Below are 18347 nucleotides of genomic sequence, written 5' to 3'. Positions count from 1 at the left end.
AATTGTCTGCGAGAGTAATCTTTTGATGCCATTGATTCAGATAAGTTTATGGATTTATAATTTGATCAGCTTCCCCCTGACGACCGCGTAATGCGGACGTCCGTTCTTGCTGATAAAAAAGGTGCCTTTTTCGCCGATCTGCGGCCGGGAAGGTTTGTAGGCCTTTTCGTAAAGAATGATCAGGGGAAGCTCTTTCGCTTCACCGCCCGGCGAAGCAACACGCACGGCGGAATAGCCTTTCCGTAATAAGGAGAGCGCTTCTTCCTGGTTTATTTCGGCAGCGGAAGCATAGGTTTGCTCGTAAAGCTTACCGGCTTGCCATTGAAAGCCCTCTGCATCCAGTTCTTCGTAACCGTAAAGTACGGAAAGATCGCCCAGATCTTCTATGAAACTGGCATCCCGGGTAACGGAGGAATTTCCCTGTTTGATGCTGATATCCGTCAGGTACGCCGCGCTATCCCGCTGCACCTGCAGGTGGCGGATAAGCAGATCAGTAAGTTGGTTATCGTTGTCGGGGATGTCGAAATAACGCGTTTCGCCGTAATCCTGGTAGGCGCCGGTGGCAATGTCAGTTAACGCTTTCAGGATGACCATAAAATTCAACTTCCGGATGAATTGCTTTTCAGGATCATCATTATAGCCACCCGATTCAATCAAAATAGTACTGGTGCCCCATTTCTGGAAATTATCTCCGAAAGCCGTGGGATAAAAAGAATCATCGTACTTGCCAACGCCCCCTGGAATGTACTGCTGCAGGAGTTCGTTCATCCCCACAATCACTTTCATGGCGCTTTTCCGAACCTCATTCATGTTTACTTCCTCATCAAAGGCAGGCGCCAGCACAGAAATCGTCGCAGGCTTGGGTGTGCCCTTCACATTATAATAAATGCTTTGGTCATGCAGGTTAAAGCCGAAATCAGGAATTACGTTATCCCTGGCCTGTTTCAGGATCCTGGCCTCGGGAGATGCCGTTCTGGCCGCGTCCCGGTTAATGTCAAATCCGTAGGCATTGCGGCGCTTAAAGGCTTCCGCGCCGTCCGGGTTCAGCATGGGAATAAAAAAGAGGGTGGTGTTTTCCGCGAGCAGACTGCGCAGGGTGTCAAAATCATCGTTCCTGCCTTCCAGGAAGTTAAACAGATCGAAAAGGGCCATGGTAGCCGTACTTTCGTCCCCATGCATTTGCGACCATAGCATGACCTTTACCGGCCCCTTTCCGTAGGTGAGCTGGTAAATGGCCCTTTGTTCCACGGACTTTCCCAGTTCTTCCACGCGAAAACTGCTTCCTTCCATCCTTTTTCGGATCAGGGGTTCAATATTCTGGTGTTTGAACCGCCGTTCTGAAAGGCTTTCTTCCCGGAAGGTGGTGTAGGCTTGTTCAAGCAGGTCGGTCCCGGGGCGGTAAACTGTTTCCCGTTCCTCTTGCCGGCAGCCTGAAAAGCAGCCTGCTAACACGAGAAGCAGCAAGAAGGAAAGGATCTTCATGACAATAGCCGGTTTTTATTTTTGCTCAATTTAAGGAAAAAATAAAATGATAGGACATTAGAATCCACACACTAGTCTTCGCTTAAATAATTACGGTGCAGATTCCCCCAATCAGACATGGCTGCAAGCATGGGCTTCATGGTTTCACCAAGCGCGGTAAGCCGGTATTCAACCCGCGGGGGTACCTCTGCATATACGATCCGTTCAATAACGAGATCGTTCTCCAGTTCCCGTAACTGGTTAACCAGCATTCGTTCGGAAATACCTTCAATTGATTTTTTAAGCTCGCTGTAACGCATGGTCCCGTAAGCGATCCGGCACAGGATAGCCGGTTTCCATCGTCCTCCAACTATCTTCAGGGAATACGCCATGCCGCAGCTTGCATTGATCCGTTTTTCATTCAAAGTATTGGTAGAGCTGTCCTTTCGCATTTCTTACTTTTTTGTTAGTACCTGATAATTAATTGGATACACCCAAATATAGTAGTTCACGCCTTAGTTTTGACAAAAATTATAAATAAGGATGAAAAAATTAGTTCAAAAGACCGCATTAGTTATGGGAGGCAGCCGGGGGATCGGCGCTTCGATTGTAAAAAGGCTTGCTGCCGAAGGTGCGGCCGTTGCATTTACGTATTCCCGGTCTGCTGAAAAAGCGGAAGCCATTGCGTCGGAGATCAATGCCGCCGGGGGGGAAGCCCTGGCCGTTAAAGCCGATAGCAGCCGTCCGGAAGAGGTGACCGCCGCTGTGAGCCGTGCCGCCGAAAAATTTGGCCGCATTGACCTGCTGGTAAACAATGCCGGAGTTTATAACGGGAAGCCCTTTGAAGAGCATTCGCTGGAGGATTACGAGGATGTAATGGCGGTTAATGTGAGGGCTGTTTACCTGGCCTCGCATGCCTCGATCAGATACATGGCCGAAGGCGGGCGCATTATTACCATCGGGAGCAATATGGCTGATCAGGCGGGTAGTCCGCAAGCTACCCTTTATACTATGAGCAAGTCAGCTTTGCAGGGATTTACCCGTGGGCTGGCCAGGGACCTGGGAGCAAAGCGGATCACCGTGAACCTGGTCCAACCGGGGCCCGTCGATACGGATATGAATCCGGCTAATACGGAATTAGCGGATTTTCTACGGAGCCGGATGGCCATTCCGGAATACGGGAAAGGGGAGGATGTTGCCGGGCTGGTGGCTTTTCTGGCAAGTAATGAAGGGAAGTTCATTACCGGCGCCGCGCTTACCATTGACGGAGGATTGAATGCCTGAACCAGCCCGCCGGCTGCCTCTTTCCGGCTGCCTCTTTAATGTGGCTGGCTGAAAGCAGCCGGGTAGAAATAAAAACGCCCCGGCAGCTGAATGGTGCCGGGGCGTTTGGTTATAAGAGCATCTGCTATGCTCCCAGTCTCTTTGAAACGACGCTGGATCTACTTTGCAAGTGAATTAATATAAGCTGCGATCTTAAGCGCTTCCGCTTTCGGAACATGTGCCATGGGAGGCATTTCCGTAGCGTAGTCCGGCCAGTTTTGAGGCTTGGGATTATGGATCAGCTCGACTATTTCTTCGTTGCTGTATTTTCTTGCGGCAATATCTTTATACGCCGGCCCTACCTGCCGTTTGTCGGCATTATGGCAGGCAATGCAGGTATACTTTGCCAGCAGGCCTTTGATTTCCTTTGGGTTTATTGCCGGAGCTGTGGTCGTTTTTTTAGACGGCGCTGCGGAGGTTTCTTTTGTTGAAACGGCTTTTGCGTCGTTCTGACCTACAGACTGCGGTCCGCTTCCCTTTTCAGGTTCGCTTACCGGAGCCGCTGCCACTTCGGGGATGGAAGAATCCCTGGTGCTTACTTCAGCCGCCGTCAATTTTTTGCCCTCCGGAATGGAATGCAGGGTATAATAGGCGGTAGGATGAACAAGTGAATAGTAATGTTCCTTTTCCCGCACTCCATCCAGGCTGATGGTATGTACGAAATGGGGGCGAAGATTTTCAACGACGATCCTCGCTTTTAAACCGTCTTCGGAAAGTTTCACGCCTGTTACCTTGCAGGTTTCCTGGGCCACGGGCGGGCTTCCATAAACAGGATGGTATTTATAGGTATGGCTGGCTACAGAATAAGAGGCCAGGTCGCCGGCCGATACCGGGTCCGCAGGCATGGTGAATTCAATCTCGAATCCATCCGGCATAGCGCGGACGGCTTTCATTTCGAAAGGGGTTTTCCCGTTCCATACCAGGCGCTCCAGGCCTTCATTTGCATCGCCGGCCGAGCCCCAACCCCGGTTGGTTTCACCGGCAAACAGGGAACCGTCGGGAGCCCATGACAGGCGAAGTACGCCTGAGCGGAAACCGCTGCGGAAGGCGAAAGCGGCGCCCTGGTATTCACCGTTTACTTTTTCAAGGAATACCCTGGAAATCATACTCATTCCCTGGTCGCCTACGAGTATCTGGCCTTCAAAAGGACCGAAATGACCCTCCGGGATCTTAATGGGCTGGGAATTGGAAATTCCAAGGATGCCGTGGGGAAGCCAGACAGCGGGCAGCCGCAAGGAAGGAAAGAATTTTTGTACCCCCTGCGCCGTCAGGTAGTCTTGTTCGTTCTGGATATTTTCCGGTTTGATATAACCGCCGTCAGGGCGTTTGTCCTCCCGGATATCGATCTTTGACGTGAATTCCTTATAGGTAAGCTTCACTGGAGATTCCGGCAGGTGCGCCCATTTCAGCCCGGCAGGGTTGCCGGTAAAGTCGCCTTTGCGTAAATGCCAGAGGCCGCCGGAGCCAATCCAGTCACCCTGGTTTTCGGTATAGAATAATTCATCGCCAATAAAGCCGAGTCCGGCAGGTGAGCGCATGCCTGCCGCCCAGGGCTGCATAGTGCCATCGGGGGCGATCCGCATGGTCCAGCCCCTCCAGGGTACGCGGCTGTCTCCGCGCCACCATTGCTCTCCCCAAAAGCCCACATTGGTGGTTACATAAAAGGAGCCGTCAGGTGCAATAGCAGGTCCGTAACTGTATTCATGGTAATTCCCGGTCAGCGGCCAGGCATATACTGTTTCATACAGATCGGCTTTCCCGTCCATGTCGGTATCTGCAAGGCGGGTAAGTTCTCCGCGCTGAACGCAATACAGATCACCGTCTTTCCAGGCCAATCCCAGGATCTCATGCAAGCCGGAGGCAAATTTCCGGAAATAGGGTGTATTGCTGGTAGGGTTCTCCACGATATACACGTCGCCGCGCCGGGTAGAAATACCCAGGTTCCCGTTGGGAAGGGTAGTAAGCCCGCCTACTTCCAGCAGGATACCTTCCGGAACCCTCACCTTTTTGATCTGGAAAAAATCTTCTTCTTTTGGAGTTTCCTGCGCTGCTGCCTGGAAAAAGGCGCCGGCACACAGCAACAAACAGCAGAGGAAATTAGTATAAAACCTTCTCATTTAGAATAATATTGAATAGCTAATCTTTTGGTTCACAGGGATAATCAGTTCTTTTTGCCCTTCTTTTTCACGCAGGACAGGCTTGGCCCCGTCATTAATACGGATGTACCAGGCATTATCGCCGATAAGGTACAGTTCGCGGCTAACCTGCTCAATCTTCTCCGACCGTGCTGCCAGGTGGTACAGTTCCCCGCTGCCGCCGGTTACGGTAATTTCACGAAGCAAGCCTTCACCCTTGTCTAACGCCCTGGAGGCGTCTGTCACATGGGCTCCATTGATCTGGTAATTGAATACGGGCCGGTTTTGCTCGTCCAGAGTATATCCGTCAGGAACGAAGCTGCTGCCGGTTGTGTCGGCGGGCCAGTTAGCCTGTGCCGAAGCAAGGGGGCTCAGGGCAAGGACCGGCTCGCCAAGGAATACCTTTGCTCCGCGCGGCCTGGAAGAACCGTCGCCGCGGGAATGCCACATGGGGGTAGCATCCAGGAAACCGCCGCGCCATACCTGGAATAAAGATCCGTGGTCCAGGTCATAGGTATAATGTACCTGTTCCCTGCTGCCTGCGGAAATGCTGTGGACCACGCGCTTGCCGCCGGGAATATCCATAAAGCTTCTAAGGTTGGTGTTTACCGGCGCATCCACGAAAATAGGATCGGGCAAGGATCTTTCTTCCTCGTTTGCTTGTTCTTTGCCAGCGTCATAAACGGTGACCCGGATGTTGCGAAAAGCAACAGCGCCATGGTCTCCCTGGAAACGAAGGGGGCCTTTTGCGGCTTCCGTTTCGCTCATTGCTCCGCGTGTTGGCCCGGATAATACGACGTTCTCATGGATCAGGGCGCCATTTAATACCACTTGTTCAATAACGGCATTTTCTGTTTTGTTACCGGAAGCATCAAAGCGCGGAGCGCGGAAAGAAACTTTCAGGTGCTGCCATACACCTGGCGCACGGCTCACATTCTGCCTGGGCGCGCGTCCTTCGTATCCTTCCGATCCCTTGGGTTTGGAAGAATCCCAGCGTTCATAAATGCCGCCGTTATCCCCGTAGGAAGGCGTGGGGACACCCCAGGAATCCAGCAACTGCAGCTCATAACGCCCCTGCAGGTAAATTCCCGAATTGGAACCGCGGGCCATCAGGTAATCCAGTTCCAGCTCCATGTCGCCGTATTCATTTACGGTGTACAGGTCCTGCCCGTGTTTTTTCCTGGTGGGATAATTGACGAGGATATCATTGCCTGCTGAAAGAATAAGTTCCCCCGGATTTTCCAGGCTGGCCTTCACTTTCCCGGTCATTTGCCAGGTAGGCCCGGGATTTTTAAAATCTGCCAGATCCCCAAGTTCCTGCACGGTTTGCGCGCGGGAAAAAAAAGGAGAAATCACGAGTAACGTGGAAATCCAAAGTACTTTTGGAGGTAAAAGCACGGAATTTAAATGCATAATCTGCTAAGTAATAAATATGGAATAATCAGTTAGTTTTGTTTGTCTAAATCAGCGCAAGATAAGTATATTGTTTCTTATCCGAAGCATCATCGTAAAAGATTTTTGTAACAAAATAACGATTTAGCAAGGCTGACAGGGCGAAAAATAGGTTTATCAACTGTTATCCATCTTTTCGATCACCTTTTCCAGGTCAATGCCTTTTCTCAATACGGCTTTGAAGAGATCGCCCTCCGCTTTTAGCCTTTCAAGAGTATTATGAATCGTGAAATCAGACATGGACAGGCCTTTTTTTACTTCTTCCCAGAACAGCGGCATGGAAACGGTTGCTCCGGGTTTAGGTCGAAGTGAATAGGGGCAGGCGAGCGTAGCGCCGGGGCGGTTTTGTAAAAAGTCCAGGTACATTTTTCCTTTCCGGTTTTTTATCTGGCGCTCAACGCTGGTGAATTTCGGGATCCGTTCGTGGACTTTGTTGACAACCATGCGTGCAAACAGCTGAGACTGGTCATAGTCGTATTTTGCCCCCAAAGGAATATAGATATGTATTCCGGTGGAGCCGGAGGTTTTGGGGTAGGAGGGAACGCCCAGGTCATCCAGTACTTTTTTGACTTCCTGCGCCGCCAGGATTACCTGTTCAAACGTGTTTTTATCGGGGTCCAGGTCCAGTACGCAATAGTCGGGATGGTCCGGGGATTTTGTCCGGCTGAACCAGGGATTCATTTCAATGCAGCCTAAGGATGTCATCCAAAGAAGGGTAGCCTTATCGTCGCCCACCAGGAATTCTTTATCTTCTCCTTCGGAAGTGGTGTAGGGATGCGTTTTTACCCAGCCGGGGGATTTGCCTTTTACGTCTTTTTGATAGAAACTTTTTCCTTTGATGCCATTGGGGAAACGGTTAAGGGACAAGGGACGGTCTTTCAGGTAAGGGAGAATATATTCGGCAACCTGGTAATAATAGTTGAGCAGGTCCCTTTTGGTCAATCCTTCGTCTGGCCAGTACAGCTTATTGAGATTGGTGAATTTCAGCTCGCGCCCATTGATTTTCTTTACCTGGGTTTTTTCATTGGGGTTCAACAGCGTTTTTGCTGCTTTGCTGCTGGAAGATCGTATCAGGGCCCGTTTACGGGAAGTTTTTTCGCTATTATCTTCCAGGATTGCTCCGGTGTCCATCTCCTTTTCCCTGGTGACCTCGCGGGCCTCTTTATCTTCGCGCATTCCCTGAAAGGAAGGATGGCGAAACACACCGTCGCTGGTGACTTCGGCAAAACTGACCTCACAAACCAACTGAGGTTTTAGCCAGGTAGGAATAGCCTTCGGCGGATCCGGGCGAAACCTGGATGGCTTATTGACATCGGGTTCATGCTCAAAAGGGCAGGTGGGAATGGTAAGCGGCTTAAATGCCTTCATCAATTCCTTTTGCATTTTGTTGGTGAAACCCGTTCCCACTTTTCCCGCGTATAGAAACCTGCCATTTTCGTACACACCCAGCAGGAGCGAACTGAAGCTTTTGGTGGAACCTTCGTTCCTTGTATAACCGCCAATAACCACTTCCTGCCTCTTGTCGATTTTGATCTTGAGCCATTGTCTGGTGCGTGTCCCAACTGAATACGTACTATCGGCCTTTTTAGCCATAATGCCTTCAAGCCCCAGTTTTTTTGCTGCTTCATAGAACTCAAGGCCGTCTGCTTCGAAGACCTGGCTCAGGCGAACCCGGTCATCATCGGCGGGTAATATTTCCTTCAATATCGAATGGCGGTCCTTTAGGGGAAGCCCGGTAAGGTCTTTCCCTTCGTACCAAAGCAAGTCAAAAATATACATGGTCAAATCGCCGTCCGCCTCGCTGCGCCAGTTTTGCAAGGCCCCGAAGTCGGCCACTCCTTCTTTATTTATCACCAGGATCTCTCCGTCAAGAACGGCATTAAAGGGCCATTTTTCCAATATCGTTGTTAAGGGGTAGTATTTCCCTGTAAAGGATTTTTTATTCCGGGATAATAATTCAACCTTTCTCTTATTCAGAAAGGCCAGGCAGCGGTAACCGTCCCACTTTACTTCGTATTGCCAGGCCGGATCACTGAAGGGTTCGTTTACCGCCGTGGCCAGCATTGGCTGTATGCCGGAAGGCATCCGGGCGCGCTTTCTTTTCTTCAGTAATGCAGTTATATTGAGTCCCATGCTAACGGTTTTGATTTCAAATAACCTGCCAAAGCAATTGTAGCGGCGAAGAAACGGCACGGAATTGGTAGGAAAGCTGTTCGAAAGGAAATTCAATGCAAACGCAAGAAAAAAAAGCAGATAAAAAGGATGGAGCTACCGCACAACCCGACTACTGGAAAAACAAGTATGTTTTTCTTCTTGAAAACTATAATAAATTGCTGCTGAACGCGCTGTCAGAGAAAATGGCGAAAAAAGCTGGTGTTTAGGCGAGCGTTTCCACATATTTCAGCCACTCTTTTCGCTCATTGTCATTTTGAGGTACATGCCCTTTACCGGCCATCAATACCAATATTGACAGTTTCACGTCACGAACATGGCTTGGATAAGTCTTTTCCAATTCTCTTTGTTGACGAATACACGCCTCGAGTGCTTCTTTGATTTCGATTGTCATTGCACCGCAAACATACTAATTGGGTGTTAATTTTGCCATATTAACAAAAAAACAGCGCAACTATGCTCCCTCTTCTGCCACATTAAACAACCACTTAATGCCAAATTGATCGATCAGCATTCCGAAATGAGCGCCCCAGAAAACTTTTTCGAAAGGCATTAATACCTGGCCGCCTGCAGCAAGGGCATTGAAAAGCATTGTTCCCTCTTCTACTGATTCAGGGTGGCAGGAAAGCGAAAAGTTCGTGCCTTCCACCAGCGGAGGCATACCCATCGACTCCAGGTTATCACTGCCCAACAGCAACGTATCTTTATCTACTTGCAGGGAAAGATGCATTATTTTGTTTGACTGGCCTGGCGGTATATCACCGGCATGGGGGGTGTCGCCGAACCGTTGCACGGAAGTAAAATCACCGCCGAAAACGGATTTGTAGAAATTGAAGGCTTCTTCTGTATTGCCCTTAAAATTGAGGTATGGAACGATAAGTGACATAATTTATTTTCTGTAAAGAAAAGGACTTGAGCGATGCCGGCATTGTATAAATCGGAACTCGCTTGCTTATAGAAAAAGCCGCCCGAAATTATTGGTTGCGTTTTCCAGGCGGGCTGGTGGAAGGCCCGTGTATCTTTTAAATTCCCGGATAAAGTGCGATTCGTCGTAGTAATGATCGTAAAACTCTTTATGTCTTAGGATCCTGGACGCGTTTGTAAGCAATGCCTGGTAATAATACTGGAACCTCCTGACAGAGGAAAAGTTCTTTGGGCTCATCCCCAGCTTTTCCTCAAATTTCCTGTTCAGCCAGCGGCCGGAATAACCGGTTTCCTGCTCCAGTTGCCTGATGGATATCCGGCCTTGCGAATTTTCGATTTTCCGCACACAGTATTCAAAAACAAGATCCGGGGTTTCCGAATGAAACCGGTTCACCAGGAATTCTTGCAGGAGTTTCACTTTTCGGGAAATGTTTTCTGTGCCGGCAATTGTTGCTTCCAGCTGCCTGGCCGCCTTTCCCAGCAGGTCCGGCAGCGGATGAAGCTGGTTTTTGATTTCCTTCAATGGCAGCCGAAAAAAACGGTAGGCTCCCAGTGGGTTGATATCAATTCCGATTATACCAATCGGTCCATCCTGCTGCGTATCCACTACTGCTGGCGAATCGGAAATGCCCACCAGGGACATAGTTTGCGGACCAGCCAGGTATTCCCGCTTATCCATTTTGCCCGTTATCACATTTCTGAACGGCACCAGCATAAGTAAACGCCCATCAGGAACCAGCATGCGCATATCCTCGCCTGGTAAGCGACCGGCGGCCTCGAAGATCCACATTTTATGAATGTAGTCTTTTAATGGCGGTAAGAGATCTATCAGTTGCAGTTTCATGCCTGATTTAAAAGTACGAAATATCGTCAGTAAAAGTAATTTATCAACGTTTTCTGAAAAAATACTGCTGTGTTCAATCCCCGCAGCCAGATACCGAACCCCAGGGCTAATTTCTATTATCGTCACTTCCAGGCATTTGTAAAGTTGTTTAGCCCGTACTTATTAACGAATATTTGTTTTTTACGTATTTTGGGCTTCTGAAATAATTTGAGCTAACCTGGTAAAAATAATATGATATGCAAGATCTTTTAAAATATGCACCTGAGTATCCATCAGTAAGAGATTTAAAAAACAGGGCTAAAAGGCGTATTCCAAAATTTGCTTTTGACTATCTCGAAGGAGGTTGCAACGAGGAAGTTAACCTTTTAAAAAACGAATCTGATTTTCATAAAATTGAGCTGCGTCCGCAATACCTGAAGGATTTTAACGACGTTAATATGCGGACGACCCTTTTCGGCCGTGAATATGACGCGCCGTTTGGTATATCTCCTATAGGTCTTCAGGGATTGATGTGGCCAAATGCGCCGGAAATATTGGCTAAAGCTGCTTTACGGCATAATGTGCCATTTATATTAAGCACGGTTTCAACGAGTTCGATAGAAAGGATTGCGGAGATTACCGAAAGCAATTTTTGGTTTCAATTGTACCATCCTGTTGAAAATGCGCTGCGGGATGATATCCTTGACCGGTTGACAAGTGTAAATTGTCCTGTACTGACCCTGTTGGCGGACGTGCCTTCTTTTGGTTTTCGTTATCGCGAAATCAAGGCGGGCCTCTCCATGCCTCCGAGAATGACGTTAAGGAACATATTTCAGGCTTTCGGCAGGCCTGTCTGGTCTTTAGAGACCCTTAAAACGGGCATTCCGGAATTTGCAACCCTGAAAAAATACATGGACAACAAAATGGATATGAGCCAGCTGGGAAAGTTCATGAATAAAACGTTTAACGGAAGGATAAACAGTGAAAAAATAGCGGCCATCCGTGATAAATGGAAAGGGAAGCTGGTTGTTAAGGGGATTGTAAGTGAAGAGGATATTCAAAAATGTATTGCGCTCGGGGCGGATGGTATCATTGTGTCGAACCACGGCGGAAGGCAAATAGATGCCGGAGAATCTTCTATAAGATCATTGCAATGCCTCGCCGGAAAATACGGCGATCAAATAACGGTCATGATGGATGGAGGAGTCCGGTCCGGCCCTGATATTGCCCGTGCAATTGCATCCGGAGCGAGTTTTACCTTTATGGGCAGGCCGTTTATGTACGGCGTTGCCGCCCTGGGAAATAACGGAGGAAACCATACCATTGCCATGTTTAAATCCCAGCTTAAGCAAGTAATGGAACAATTGTGTTGCGAGAAAATTGATGATCTCAAAGCTACATTAGTGCCTGTGGGGTCCGGAGCATATGAACTAGGTCCTCATAATTGATGATGAAGAGAAGCGGCGAACGCTGCTTGCCCGGGTGCCTGACCTGGAAGAGATTTGAAGTTCTCCACCTGATCCAATTCATCTTACGTGGCTAATACTCTCCAACGCTAACAAGCATTGGATTTTTAATAGCTGTTTTTTGTTTTTTTCCTAATAAAATCCAGGGGCACATCAAAAGCCAACATATTCCCTTTAGTAACTACCTGTTTGGTTTTCGAATTGACAAACACATAGTAATCAAAAGTTTGATGTTCTGGTGACACTATTTTAATGGCATATACGGCATCGCCGGTGTGTATATAGTGATTGGCTAACGTATCAATAATTTCATTGGCATTTATTTGTGTGGTGTCTATTCGTGATTTAGTCGACAATCTAAAGAAGTTGCTTTTTCTATCCCTCTCCTTCGTGCCACCGTAACTCGATGAAATCCCCCAGGCAGGAGCGTTATGGTATATATTATGCCGAAGCAGTTTCATCGCCTGCCGGGTACTTTCAACTTTTCCAATATAGTCGATTTCTAATAGATCAATTTCATCAGCATTCTGTACACATAAAGGAAAATTGGTCGCGAAATTATCAAAGTTTACCTGTTCATCCGTGACAGGATTTCCATATTTAAATAAATTGGTCTTTTCAATCTGCCGATTGCTTTGTTGCGCCCGGATAATTGACCACGATGAACACGGACAATACAATAATTCGAAAACGACTACAGGTACACATAATTCTATTTTTAGTAAACATTCCTCAAAAAGGTTAAGACAAATATAATCATTCCGAATCCGATGGATTAACCTGGCTCCACCAGTAATCTCCTGGACTCCACCCAATCCCGCCTGTCCCATTTTAAAATGGGATACATTTCCGGCAGCATCTGCTGAGAATCCAGGTTAGCCCAGTAGGGTCCTATATTCATAGCTATTATCCTAAAGTAAATTCTAAATATTGACCTAATCCCATCATTCTTTTGCTTCTTTTCATTTGTTTTAGATGTGAAAGGCTCGTAAATAAATTAGTATATTCGATCTGCGATCTGGATCCAATAGAAGAATAAAGGAGTACATCGATACCTACTGTAACTAAAGGAATAGAAATTTGATAGATGCTGCGAAAATAATAGCTGACCACGATCTGGAATTGTTCGTCAAGGAAATTTTGGTTCTGGAAGAGAAGGAGGGCGTACAGGAATCAACGCTTCCATTTTTTGCGGATGGCTATCCGGGAATCGTATACTTGCAGTCAGAAAAAGGATTTCTGATACCCCGGAAAAAAGCACTTACCGCTTTTTTCCTATACGGCCAAATGATCGCCCCTTTCGAACTTTTGATAAAGGCCCCTTATTTAATGATTGTTTTTCAGCTGTACCCCTTCGCTTCCAAACTGTTGTTCGATGTTGATCCTAAAAAACTAAACGATGACTGTTTTGACCTTTCAAGCCTTCAAGGGGCAGCTGTGGAAAATTCTTTGGAAGCGGTAGCTGCTGCTCCTGAAATAGGTTTGCAGGTGGAAATCATCGCCCGGTTCCTTTCAGGGATTGCCCGTGAAAAGGGAATGGAAGAATACCGGGAAATACAACGGGCCATTCAAATTGTCCTGGATCTGAAGGGAGTCATTACTGTTAACGAACTGGCCAGGCACCTGAATGCCACAGAAAGGACCTTACGAAGGAAATTCAATGATTGTGTGGGGATTTCCCCGAAAAAATTTGCAAAAATCATACAGTTTCAAACCTCTTTGGGTCAAATCACCACAGGCGGCTTTTCAAAATTGAGCGATGTGGTCTATGAAAACGGCTATGCTGACCAGTCCCATTTTATACGGAACATCAAGAAATTTACGGGAAAGAGGCCTTTGCAGTTAAAAAAGCCGCAGTAGGCGCTTTGTCCGAATTGTACAATTTCTGGCTTTAGCCGCCTCCTACTTTTGTCATAATTCGTTAAATCAAAAAACAGAATTTATGGCAAATGAAATCTTGATATTGGGAGCGACGGGGAAAACCGGAAAACGCGTGGCGGAAAGTCTTCAAAACAGGGGAATCCCCATTCGGGCAGGCTCCAGGAGCGGAAACCCGCCTTTTGATTGGGATAAACCTGGGAACTGGCCTGCTGTTTTAGACGGTATCCAAAAAATTTATATCACTTACTACCCGGACTTTGTGACCCCCGGGGCGCTGGAAAAAATCCTGGGGTTTGTGGATGCTGTAAAAAAAACCGGTGTTCAGCAACTGGTATTTCTTTCCGGAAGGGGCGAGAAAGAGGCCGCGGAAGCAGAAAGGATCGTCATGAATTCGGGGCTGCACACTACGATTGTTAGGTCCAGCTGGTTCATGCAGAATTTTAGCGAATTCTATTTTCTTGATTATATTCTGGGTGGCCAGATCATTGTCCCTAAGCATAAAGCATTGGAACCTTTTGTCGATCTTGATGACCTTGCGGATGTGGTGGTTGAAGCGCTGACGGACGATCAGCACAAGGGGAAGATCTATGAACTGACCGGCCCGGAATTGCTGTCTTTTAAAGATACGACCCAAATGATTTCCGAAGCCATCAACAGGCCTGTTGAGTACGACGAAGTGAATATGGATCAGTACGTCAACATCCTCCGTGGCTACCAAATCCCTGAAGACATTATTTGGCTTATGCAATATTTGTTTACTGAAGTATTGGATGGAAGAAACGAATCGACCACGAACGATATAGAAAAAGTACTAGGCCGCAAACCAACTACTTTTAATGAATATGCGGCCAAAGCTAAAGAAACAGGGGTTTGGAACGTTTAAAAAATGAAAGAATGGATTTTTATCAGATCATTCACATTGTCGCGGTATTGCTTACCGGTTTGGTGGCAGGATTGTTTTACAGCTATGCCTGTTCCGTTACAGGCGCGTTGGGTAAGCTTTCGGACAGGGAGTATATAACGGCTTTTCAGTCGATCAATACAGCCATATTAAATCCCTGGTTCTTCGCCAGTTTTATGGGCAGCCTTATCGTGCTGCCCCTGGCCACCTGGTTATCGTACCATGCCGGGGTCAATTTTTCATTCTGGTTGTTGCTGTCGGCCACCGCCATGTACGTTGTCGGGGTGTTTGGCGTGACCATGGCAGGGAATGTGCCACTGAACAATATGCTGATGGATATTAATGTGAACACTGCTTCGCCGCAAGAGCTGTTTTCGTTGCGGGAAAAGTTTGAGGCCCCCTGGAACAAATTGAATTTAATCCGAACGATAGGGTCGGTTCTTTGTTTTTTACTGGTTATTTTATCAATTCTGAAAATAAAGTGAGTAGTTCTCTGCCATTATATTGAGAAGCGGACAGTAAAGGAATATACGGATATGCTTTCAGTATTCATAAAAAAAACTAAAAAATCATGGCTACGAAAATTTTTGTCAATCTGCCGGTTAAAGACCTGAACAGGTCGAAAAATTTCTTTGAAGGTCTTGGATTCAGTTTTAATCCTCAGTTCAGTGATGACAAAGCGGCTTGTATGGTTATTAGCGATTCCATATTTGCTATGCTGCTTACTGAGCCCTATTTTAAAACTTTCACGCAAAAGGAAATATGTGATGCGAATAAAAGCACGGAGGTACTCATAGCCTTGGATGCAAGTTCCCGCCAGGAAGTTGAGAAAATGGTCGCTAAGGCAAAAGAATTGGGCGCAACCATTTATGCCGAAGCTGCCGACCATGGTTGGATGTACCAGCACAGTTTTGCTGATTTAGACGGTCACCAATGGGAATTGGCTTATATGGACGAAAGCCAGATGCCGAGCTAATACTTAAAGCCGAATACTGGATAATTGAACCCGTAGCACTAGTATTTAGTTTAAATGGTTTTCATGATCAAGTTGGAAGGTTAATACTGCAATTCCACAGTCGTAAGGCCTTGCATTTATCAGGGAAAGTCTTTGCCTGTGCTTAAGCAAATCGAAAACTCTCAAACCTTCGTTTATCATTATAGGATTGACAAAGAGGTTGAACTCCTCAATTAATCCTTCTTTGATGAGTGATGAAACAAATCCTGCTCCGCCATACACGATCATGTCTTTGCCTTTTTTGCTTTTGAGATTTTTGACTGCAGCTGGAAGGTCGCCATTTTCCACAGAAACATTTTTTCCATCAAGTGCTTTTATCGTTTTGCTGAAGATAATTTTTGACATGTTCACCATTCGATTAGCGTAGGCAAATTTCTCCTCCGATGCTTTATCGCTATTTTTGAATTGTAAATTGTTTGCCGTCTCTTCGAAATGCGGAATAAACACTTCTGCCATTTTTCGGCCAAGAAGGATGGTATCACAACTGTCGCGCAGGTTGTTTGCAAAGGCTTTCAACTTGTCATCATAATTCCATGTTCGCCAGTCAAGGTCGCCGTTTGGGCCTCCAACGTAGCCGTCCACCGATATTTGCATCAGCAATTTTAATTTTCTCATTTCTATGATTTTGTTTCACAAAAATAGCTGTTATTGGATGCAAGCAGAGCGGGTGAATACGACATTATGAAGGTATATTACGACAAGGAGCGCTTCCTTATCAAGACTCCGGGGGGCGCAGGGAAGCGGGTATTGGTATTTCTTCCACAAGGATTACATGGCCCGCTCTGTCGTAATACGTACAGGTGAGCGCTTGAATATCCACTTTCCATTTATGCACTCCTGCATTCGCAGCTTGCTGCCTGATGGTCGGAAAACCTGTTTCACCTGCCTGATGCTTTTTTATTGCCTCCCTCAATCGGGATTCAGAGGGTACGTCCGCAATTTCTACCGGGGCAAATATCGGCGGTGAAGGTATCGTATATCCGTTTTCACCGTGATAGTTACTATGGACATCGGAAACAAAAGTTTCGTACCATGTTACGCCAAGCTTTTTCAATTCTTGTACATAAGCAGGGAAATCTGCTCCTGTTTTTACTTTAGCCAGTGCTTTTTTAACCTGTTCAAGTGTAAACATATGCTTGTTGTTTTAAGTGAATAATTTCCATTTCCGCCTGCAACCGGAACGATTGCAGAAGAAGTCATTTCATTCTATTGCTATTTGAATGCGTAAAATTCGTGAAAGTAAAGACCCCTGAATTGTAAAAAATCGTTGAATTCGAAATAGTGGGATAGTCTGTCAGAACCGGACGGTAAAGAAGGCCTCAGGCGTCTCACCCGTAAATTGTTTAAATTCTTTGATAAAGTGGGCCTGGTCGTAAAATCCTGATTCATAGCTCAGTTCCGTCAATGAGGAAGTAGCCTTGTAGTTGATCAGCGTATGTTTAAAACGTACGATAGATGCAAATTTTTTAGGGGACGCGCCTGCAATCTGCCTGAATCTTTTTTCCAGTACACTCTGGCTGGTATGCAATTGTTTTGATAGCTCGCCGATCCTTAGTATTCCTTTGGTTTGGCAGAGAAGCGAAATAGCGCTTGCCACCAGGGGGTCAGCTGCATCTTGTTTCATCCTTGAAAGCAGAAACTGTTCAATGATGGCGATCCTTTCTTCATCTATTATTGCGCCGCAAATCCGTTCTTCAAGGATCAGCAAGTCAGATCGGCGAATGAAGTTGTCAAGCGACACGCTTTCTCTGAACAATTCATTAATTGGTTGTTTAAAAAAAGAAGCGGCGCCGCCGGCTTTAAAAAATACTAGTACAGTTCCGATGTTCCGGGAGTTCTTGAAAATGCGATAGCGGTCGCGTATGCCGGTTATACCAGAAGCCGAAAGGGGTATCTCGGTTTCATCTTCTGTATAGGAGAGCCGGCCCCTGTATTGGAATCCTATTACTACACCGGTATCAGGCAACACTTTGTAACTGCTTTCCGCTTCCGTTTCCGATATCGCGAACGCATTTACAAAGGGCTTTAGGCCATCGCACGGTATGTAAGTTTGATATTTCATGCCGGTATCACGAAGCTATGGCAAATTTCGAGATTAAATTTATGAATATTTTTTGCATATTTAATGTTAGAGGCATCGCTTGTTTACGAATGAAGCCGGTATGACTTTGTTGCAGGGTTCAATAGATAATTATGGAGGATTGCGCACATTACGGGTTCAAGATTGATCCTCAGACTTTCTCCGAAACTCAAACCAATAAAATGAAACGTGTAAAAATTTTAGGTGGAGTACTTCTTGTGCTTTGTTTAACCCAACATGCTACTGCCCAGATCAACTATCACACCATATCGTATTCAGCAAATATTTTAATAGCATTGGATGATTTAACGCAAAATAAAGAGGTAAATTCAGACAGGCTTCTAAAATGCATACCAGCGAATGAGGACCAATACGTCATCTTTTATTCGTTCAGCGATGCCGACAGGAAAACATACGATTTAGCGGCCTGGGGAAAATTGCAGGAATTATTCTTTGAAAAGGCAGGTTCAGACGACAAATTCTACACCGCACTAATAAAACTTTCAAACTATACTGACGGCGACTATGCTGAGCTTTTCAGGGAGCGATTTGATAAAATGATCAAACAGGATCCGGATCGTTTTTGCCGTCTTTCCAGGCGTGTAGAAATGTACTATTATAGAATTAAGGAGTATATGAATACCTACTGCAATTAAAATAGTTGTTATTGTGTGTAAGAAGGGTGGTTGAATACGACATTATGAAGACTTCAGG

General features: G+C 46.5%; 20 protein-coding genes. 8 read left to right on the top strand and 12 right to left on the bottom strand.

Annotation, left to right across the window (positions count from 1 at the left end):
- Positions 1-54 precede the first annotated feature (54 nt).
- Positions 55-1482, bottom strand: coding sequence for a M14 family metallopeptidase (locus tag FRZ59_RS15135; protein WP_132128644.1), 1428 nt, complete (start codon positions 1480-1482; stop codon positions 55-57).
- A 71-nt stretch (positions 1483-1553) separates the two neighbouring features.
- Positions 1554-1913 (bottom strand): winged helix-turn-helix transcriptional regulator, encoded by a 360-nt coding sequence (locus FRZ59_RS15130; RefSeq protein WP_132128643.1) that lies wholly within the window; start codon positions 1911-1913, stop codon positions 1554-1556.
- A gap of 91 nt (positions 1914-2004) precedes the next feature.
- On the opposite strand from FRZ59_RS15130, the gene FRZ59_RS15125 reads away from it, so the two are divergent.
- Positions 2005-2745, top strand: a complete 741-nt coding sequence (locus FRZ59_RS15125) for a 3-oxoacyl-ACP reductase family protein (protein ID WP_132128642.1) — start codon at positions 2005-2007, stop codon at positions 2743-2745.
- 158 nt (positions 2746-2903) lie between these two features.
- On the opposite strand, the gene FRZ59_RS15120 is transcribed toward FRZ59_RS15125, so the two are convergent.
- The 3 genes from FRZ59_RS15120 to ligD all read right to left on the bottom strand — a co-directional run bounded on the left by FRZ59_RS15120 (position 2904) and on the right by ligD (position 8504).
- Positions 2904-4901: a c-type cytochrome gene (locus tag FRZ59_RS15120; RefSeq protein ID WP_132128641.1), complete on the bottom strand. Its 1998-nt coding sequence runs from the start codon at positions 4899-4901 to the stop codon at positions 2904-2906.
- Positions 4902-6332 (bottom strand): 3-keto-disaccharide hydrolase, encoded by a 1431-nt coding sequence (locus FRZ59_RS15115; RefSeq protein WP_132128640.1) that lies wholly within the window; start codon positions 6330-6332, stop codon positions 4902-4904.
- A 156-nt stretch (positions 6333-6488) separates the two neighbouring features.
- Positions 6489-8504 (bottom strand): DNA ligase D, encoded by a 2016-nt coding sequence (ligD, locus tag FRZ59_RS15110; protein ID WP_132128639.1) that lies wholly within the window; start codon positions 8502-8504, stop codon positions 6489-6491.
- 95 nt (positions 8505-8599) lie between these two features.
- Here ligD and FRZ59_RS18550 point away from each other — a divergent pair, with 95 nt between their 5' ends.
- Positions 8600-8752 (top strand): hypothetical protein, encoded by a 153-nt coding sequence (locus FRZ59_RS18550; protein ID WP_158640647.1) that lies wholly within the window; start codon positions 8600-8602, stop codon positions 8750-8752.
- Here FRZ59_RS18550 and FRZ59_RS15105 read toward each other — a convergent pair.
- From FRZ59_RS15105 to FRZ59_RS15095, 3 genes are all read right to left on the bottom strand, one after another.
- A complete protein-coding gene (locus FRZ59_RS15105; protein WP_132128638.1) occupies positions 8749-8937 on the bottom strand; it encodes a hypothetical protein in 189 nt (62 codons plus the stop codon). The two genes, FRZ59_RS18550 and FRZ59_RS15105, sit on opposite strands and share 4 nt — an antisense overlap.
- A gap of 60 nt (positions 8938-8997) precedes the next feature.
- Positions 8998-9429: a VOC family protein gene (locus tag FRZ59_RS15100; protein ID WP_132128637.1), complete on the bottom strand. Its 432-nt coding sequence runs from the start codon at positions 9427-9429 to the stop codon at positions 8998-9000.
- 66 nt (positions 9430-9495) lie between these two features.
- Positions 9496-10311 (bottom strand): helix-turn-helix domain-containing protein, encoded by an 816-nt coding sequence (locus tag FRZ59_RS15095; protein WP_132128636.1) that lies wholly within the window; start codon positions 10309-10311, stop codon positions 9496-9498.
- Between the two features lie 236 nt (positions 10312-10547).
- On the opposite strand from FRZ59_RS15095, the gene FRZ59_RS15090 reads away from it, so the two are divergent.
- On the top strand, positions 10548-11738 hold the full coding sequence (locus tag FRZ59_RS15090) for an alpha-hydroxy acid oxidase (RefSeq protein ID WP_132128635.1): 1191 nt from the start codon (positions 10548-10550) through the stop codon (positions 11736-11738).
- A gap of 125 nt (positions 11739-11863) precedes the next feature.
- On the opposite strand, the gene FRZ59_RS15085 is transcribed toward FRZ59_RS15090, so the two are convergent.
- Positions 11864-12586: a hypothetical protein gene (locus tag FRZ59_RS15085; protein ID WP_132128634.1), complete on the bottom strand. Its 723-nt coding sequence runs from the start codon at positions 12584-12586 to the stop codon at positions 11864-11866.
- Positions 12587-12836: 250 nt separating this feature from the next.
- On the opposite strand from FRZ59_RS15085, the gene FRZ59_RS15080 reads away from it, so the two are divergent.
- The 4 genes from FRZ59_RS15080 (at position 12837) to FRZ59_RS15065 (ending at position 15514) form a co-directional block, all read left to right on the top strand.
- Positions 12837-13616 carry a helix-turn-helix domain-containing protein gene (locus FRZ59_RS15080; RefSeq protein ID WP_132128633.1) on the top strand — a complete coding sequence of 260 codons (780 nt, stop codon included), beginning with the start codon at positions 12837-12839 and terminating at the stop codon, positions 13614-13616.
- A gap of 82 nt (positions 13617-13698) precedes the next feature.
- Positions 13699-14520 carry an NmrA family NAD(P)-binding protein gene (locus FRZ59_RS15075; protein ID WP_132128632.1) on the top strand — a complete coding sequence of 274 codons (822 nt, stop codon included), beginning with the start codon at positions 13699-13701 and terminating at the stop codon, positions 14518-14520.
- Positions 14521-14531: 11 nt separating this feature from the next.
- Entirely contained in the window at positions 14532-15023 is a 492-nt protein-coding gene (locus FRZ59_RS15070; RefSeq protein ID WP_132128631.1) for an anthrone oxygenase family protein, read from the top strand.
- A gap of 86 nt (positions 15024-15109) precedes the next feature.
- Positions 15110-15514, top strand: a complete 405-nt coding sequence (locus FRZ59_RS15065; protein ID WP_132128630.1) for a VOC family protein — start codon at positions 15110-15112, stop codon at positions 15512-15514.
- A 45-nt stretch (positions 15515-15559) separates the two neighbouring features.
- Here FRZ59_RS15065 and FRZ59_RS15060 read toward each other — a convergent pair whose 3' ends face one another.
- The 3 genes from FRZ59_RS15060 to FRZ59_RS15050 all read right to left on the bottom strand — a co-directional run bounded on the left by FRZ59_RS15060 (position 15560) and on the right by FRZ59_RS15050 (position 17615).
- Positions 15560-16168 carry a dihydrofolate reductase family protein gene (locus FRZ59_RS15060; protein WP_132128629.1) on the bottom strand — a complete coding sequence of 203 codons (609 nt, stop codon included), beginning with the start codon at positions 16166-16168 and terminating at the stop codon, positions 15560-15562.
- A 100-nt stretch (positions 16169-16268) separates the two neighbouring features.
- Positions 16269-16685, bottom strand: a complete 417-nt coding sequence (locus tag FRZ59_RS15055) for a DUF1398 domain-containing protein (protein ID WP_132128628.1) — start codon at positions 16683-16685, stop codon at positions 16269-16271.
- 162 nt (positions 16686-16847) lie between these two features.
- On the bottom strand, positions 16848-17615 hold the full coding sequence (locus tag FRZ59_RS15050; RefSeq protein WP_132128627.1) for a helix-turn-helix domain-containing protein: 768 nt from the start codon (positions 17613-17615) through the stop codon (positions 16848-16850).
- Between the two features lie 200 nt (positions 17616-17815).
- Between FRZ59_RS15050 and FRZ59_RS15045 the strand changes: the two genes are divergently transcribed.
- Positions 17816-18289 carry a hypothetical protein gene (locus FRZ59_RS15045; RefSeq protein ID WP_132128626.1) on the top strand — a complete coding sequence of 158 codons (474 nt, stop codon included), beginning with the start codon at positions 17816-17818 and terminating at the stop codon, positions 18287-18289.
- The last annotated feature ends 58 nt before the right edge of the window (positions 18290-18347 follow it).

Origin of the sequence: Anseongella ginsenosidimutans, assembly GCF_008033235.1 — a bacterium.
GTDB lineage: Bacteria > Bacteroidota > Bacteroidia > Sphingobacteriales > Sphingobacteriaceae > Anseongella > Anseongella ginsenosidimutans.
The sequence above is the reverse complement of the archived record's forward strand: the minus strand, read 5'-3'. Positions and strand labels throughout refer to the sequence as shown.

Bases quoted from the DNA above. Each gene is read 5' to 3' on its own strand.
- FRZ59_RS15135 (WP_132128644.1), bottom strand. From the start codon at position 1,482: ATGAAGATCCTTTCCTTCTTGCTGCTTCTCGTGTTAGCAGGCTGCTTT.
- FRZ59_RS15130 (WP_132128643.1), bottom strand. From the start codon at position 1,913: ATGCGAAAGGACAGCTCTACCAATACTTTGAATGAAAAACGGATCAAT.
- FRZ59_RS15125 (WP_132128642.1), top strand. From the start codon at position 2,005: ATGAAAAAATTAGTTCAAAAGACCGCATTAGTTATGGGAGGCAGCCGG.
- FRZ59_RS15120 (WP_132128641.1), bottom strand. From the start codon at position 4,901: ATGAGAAGGTTTTATACTAATTTCCTCTGCTGTTTGTTGCTGTGTGCC.
- FRZ59_RS15115 (WP_132128640.1), bottom strand. From the start codon at position 6,332: ATGCATTTAAATTCCGTGCTTTTACCTCCAAAAGTACTTTGGATTTCC.
- ligD (WP_132128639.1), bottom strand. From the start codon at position 8,504: ATGGGACTCAATATAACTGCATTACTGAAGAAAAGAAAGCGCGCCCGG.
- FRZ59_RS18550 (WP_158640647.1), top strand. From the start codon at position 8,600: ATGCAAACGCAAGAAAAAAAAGCAGATAAAAAGGATGGAGCTACCGCA.
- FRZ59_RS15105 (WP_132128638.1), bottom strand. From the start codon at position 8,937: ATGACAATCGAAATCAAAGAAGCACTCGAGGCGTGTATTCGTCAACAA.
- FRZ59_RS15100 (WP_132128637.1), bottom strand. From the start codon at position 9,429: ATGTCACTTATCGTTCCATACCTCAATTTTAAGGGCAATACAGAAGAA.
- FRZ59_RS15095 (WP_132128636.1), bottom strand. From the start codon at position 10,311: ATGAAACTGCAACTGATAGATCTCTTACCGCCATTAAAAGACTACATT.
- FRZ59_RS15090 (WP_132128635.1), top strand. From the start codon at position 10,548: ATGCAAGATCTTTTAAAATATGCACCTGAGTATCCATCAGTAAGAGAT.
- FRZ59_RS15085 (WP_132128634.1), bottom strand. From the start codon at position 12,586: ATGGGACAGGCGGGATTGGGTGGAGTCCAGGAGATTACTGGTGGAGCC.
- FRZ59_RS15075 (WP_132128632.1), top strand. From the start codon at position 13,699: ATGGCAAATGAAATCTTGATATTGGGAGCGACGGGGAAAACCGGAAAA.
- FRZ59_RS15070 (WP_132128631.1), top strand. From the start codon at position 14,532: ATGGATTTTTATCAGATCATTCACATTGTCGCGGTATTGCTTACCGGT.
- FRZ59_RS15065 (WP_132128630.1), top strand. From the start codon at position 15,110: ATGGCTACGAAAATTTTTGTCAATCTGCCGGTTAAAGACCTGAACAGG.
- FRZ59_RS15060 (WP_132128629.1), bottom strand. From the start codon at position 16,168: ATGAGAAAATTAAAATTGCTGATGCAAATATCGGTGGACGGCTACGTT.
- FRZ59_RS15055 (WP_132128628.1), bottom strand. From the start codon at position 16,685: ATGTTTACACTTGAACAGGTTAAAAAAGCACTGGCTAAAGTAAAAACA.
- FRZ59_RS15050 (WP_132128627.1), bottom strand. From the start codon at position 17,615: ATGAAATATCAAACTTACATACCGTGCGATGGCCTAAAGCCCTTTGTA.
- FRZ59_RS15045 (WP_132128626.1), top strand. From the start codon at position 17,816: ATGAAACGTGTAAAAATTTTAGGTGGAGTACTTCTTGTGCTTTGTTTA.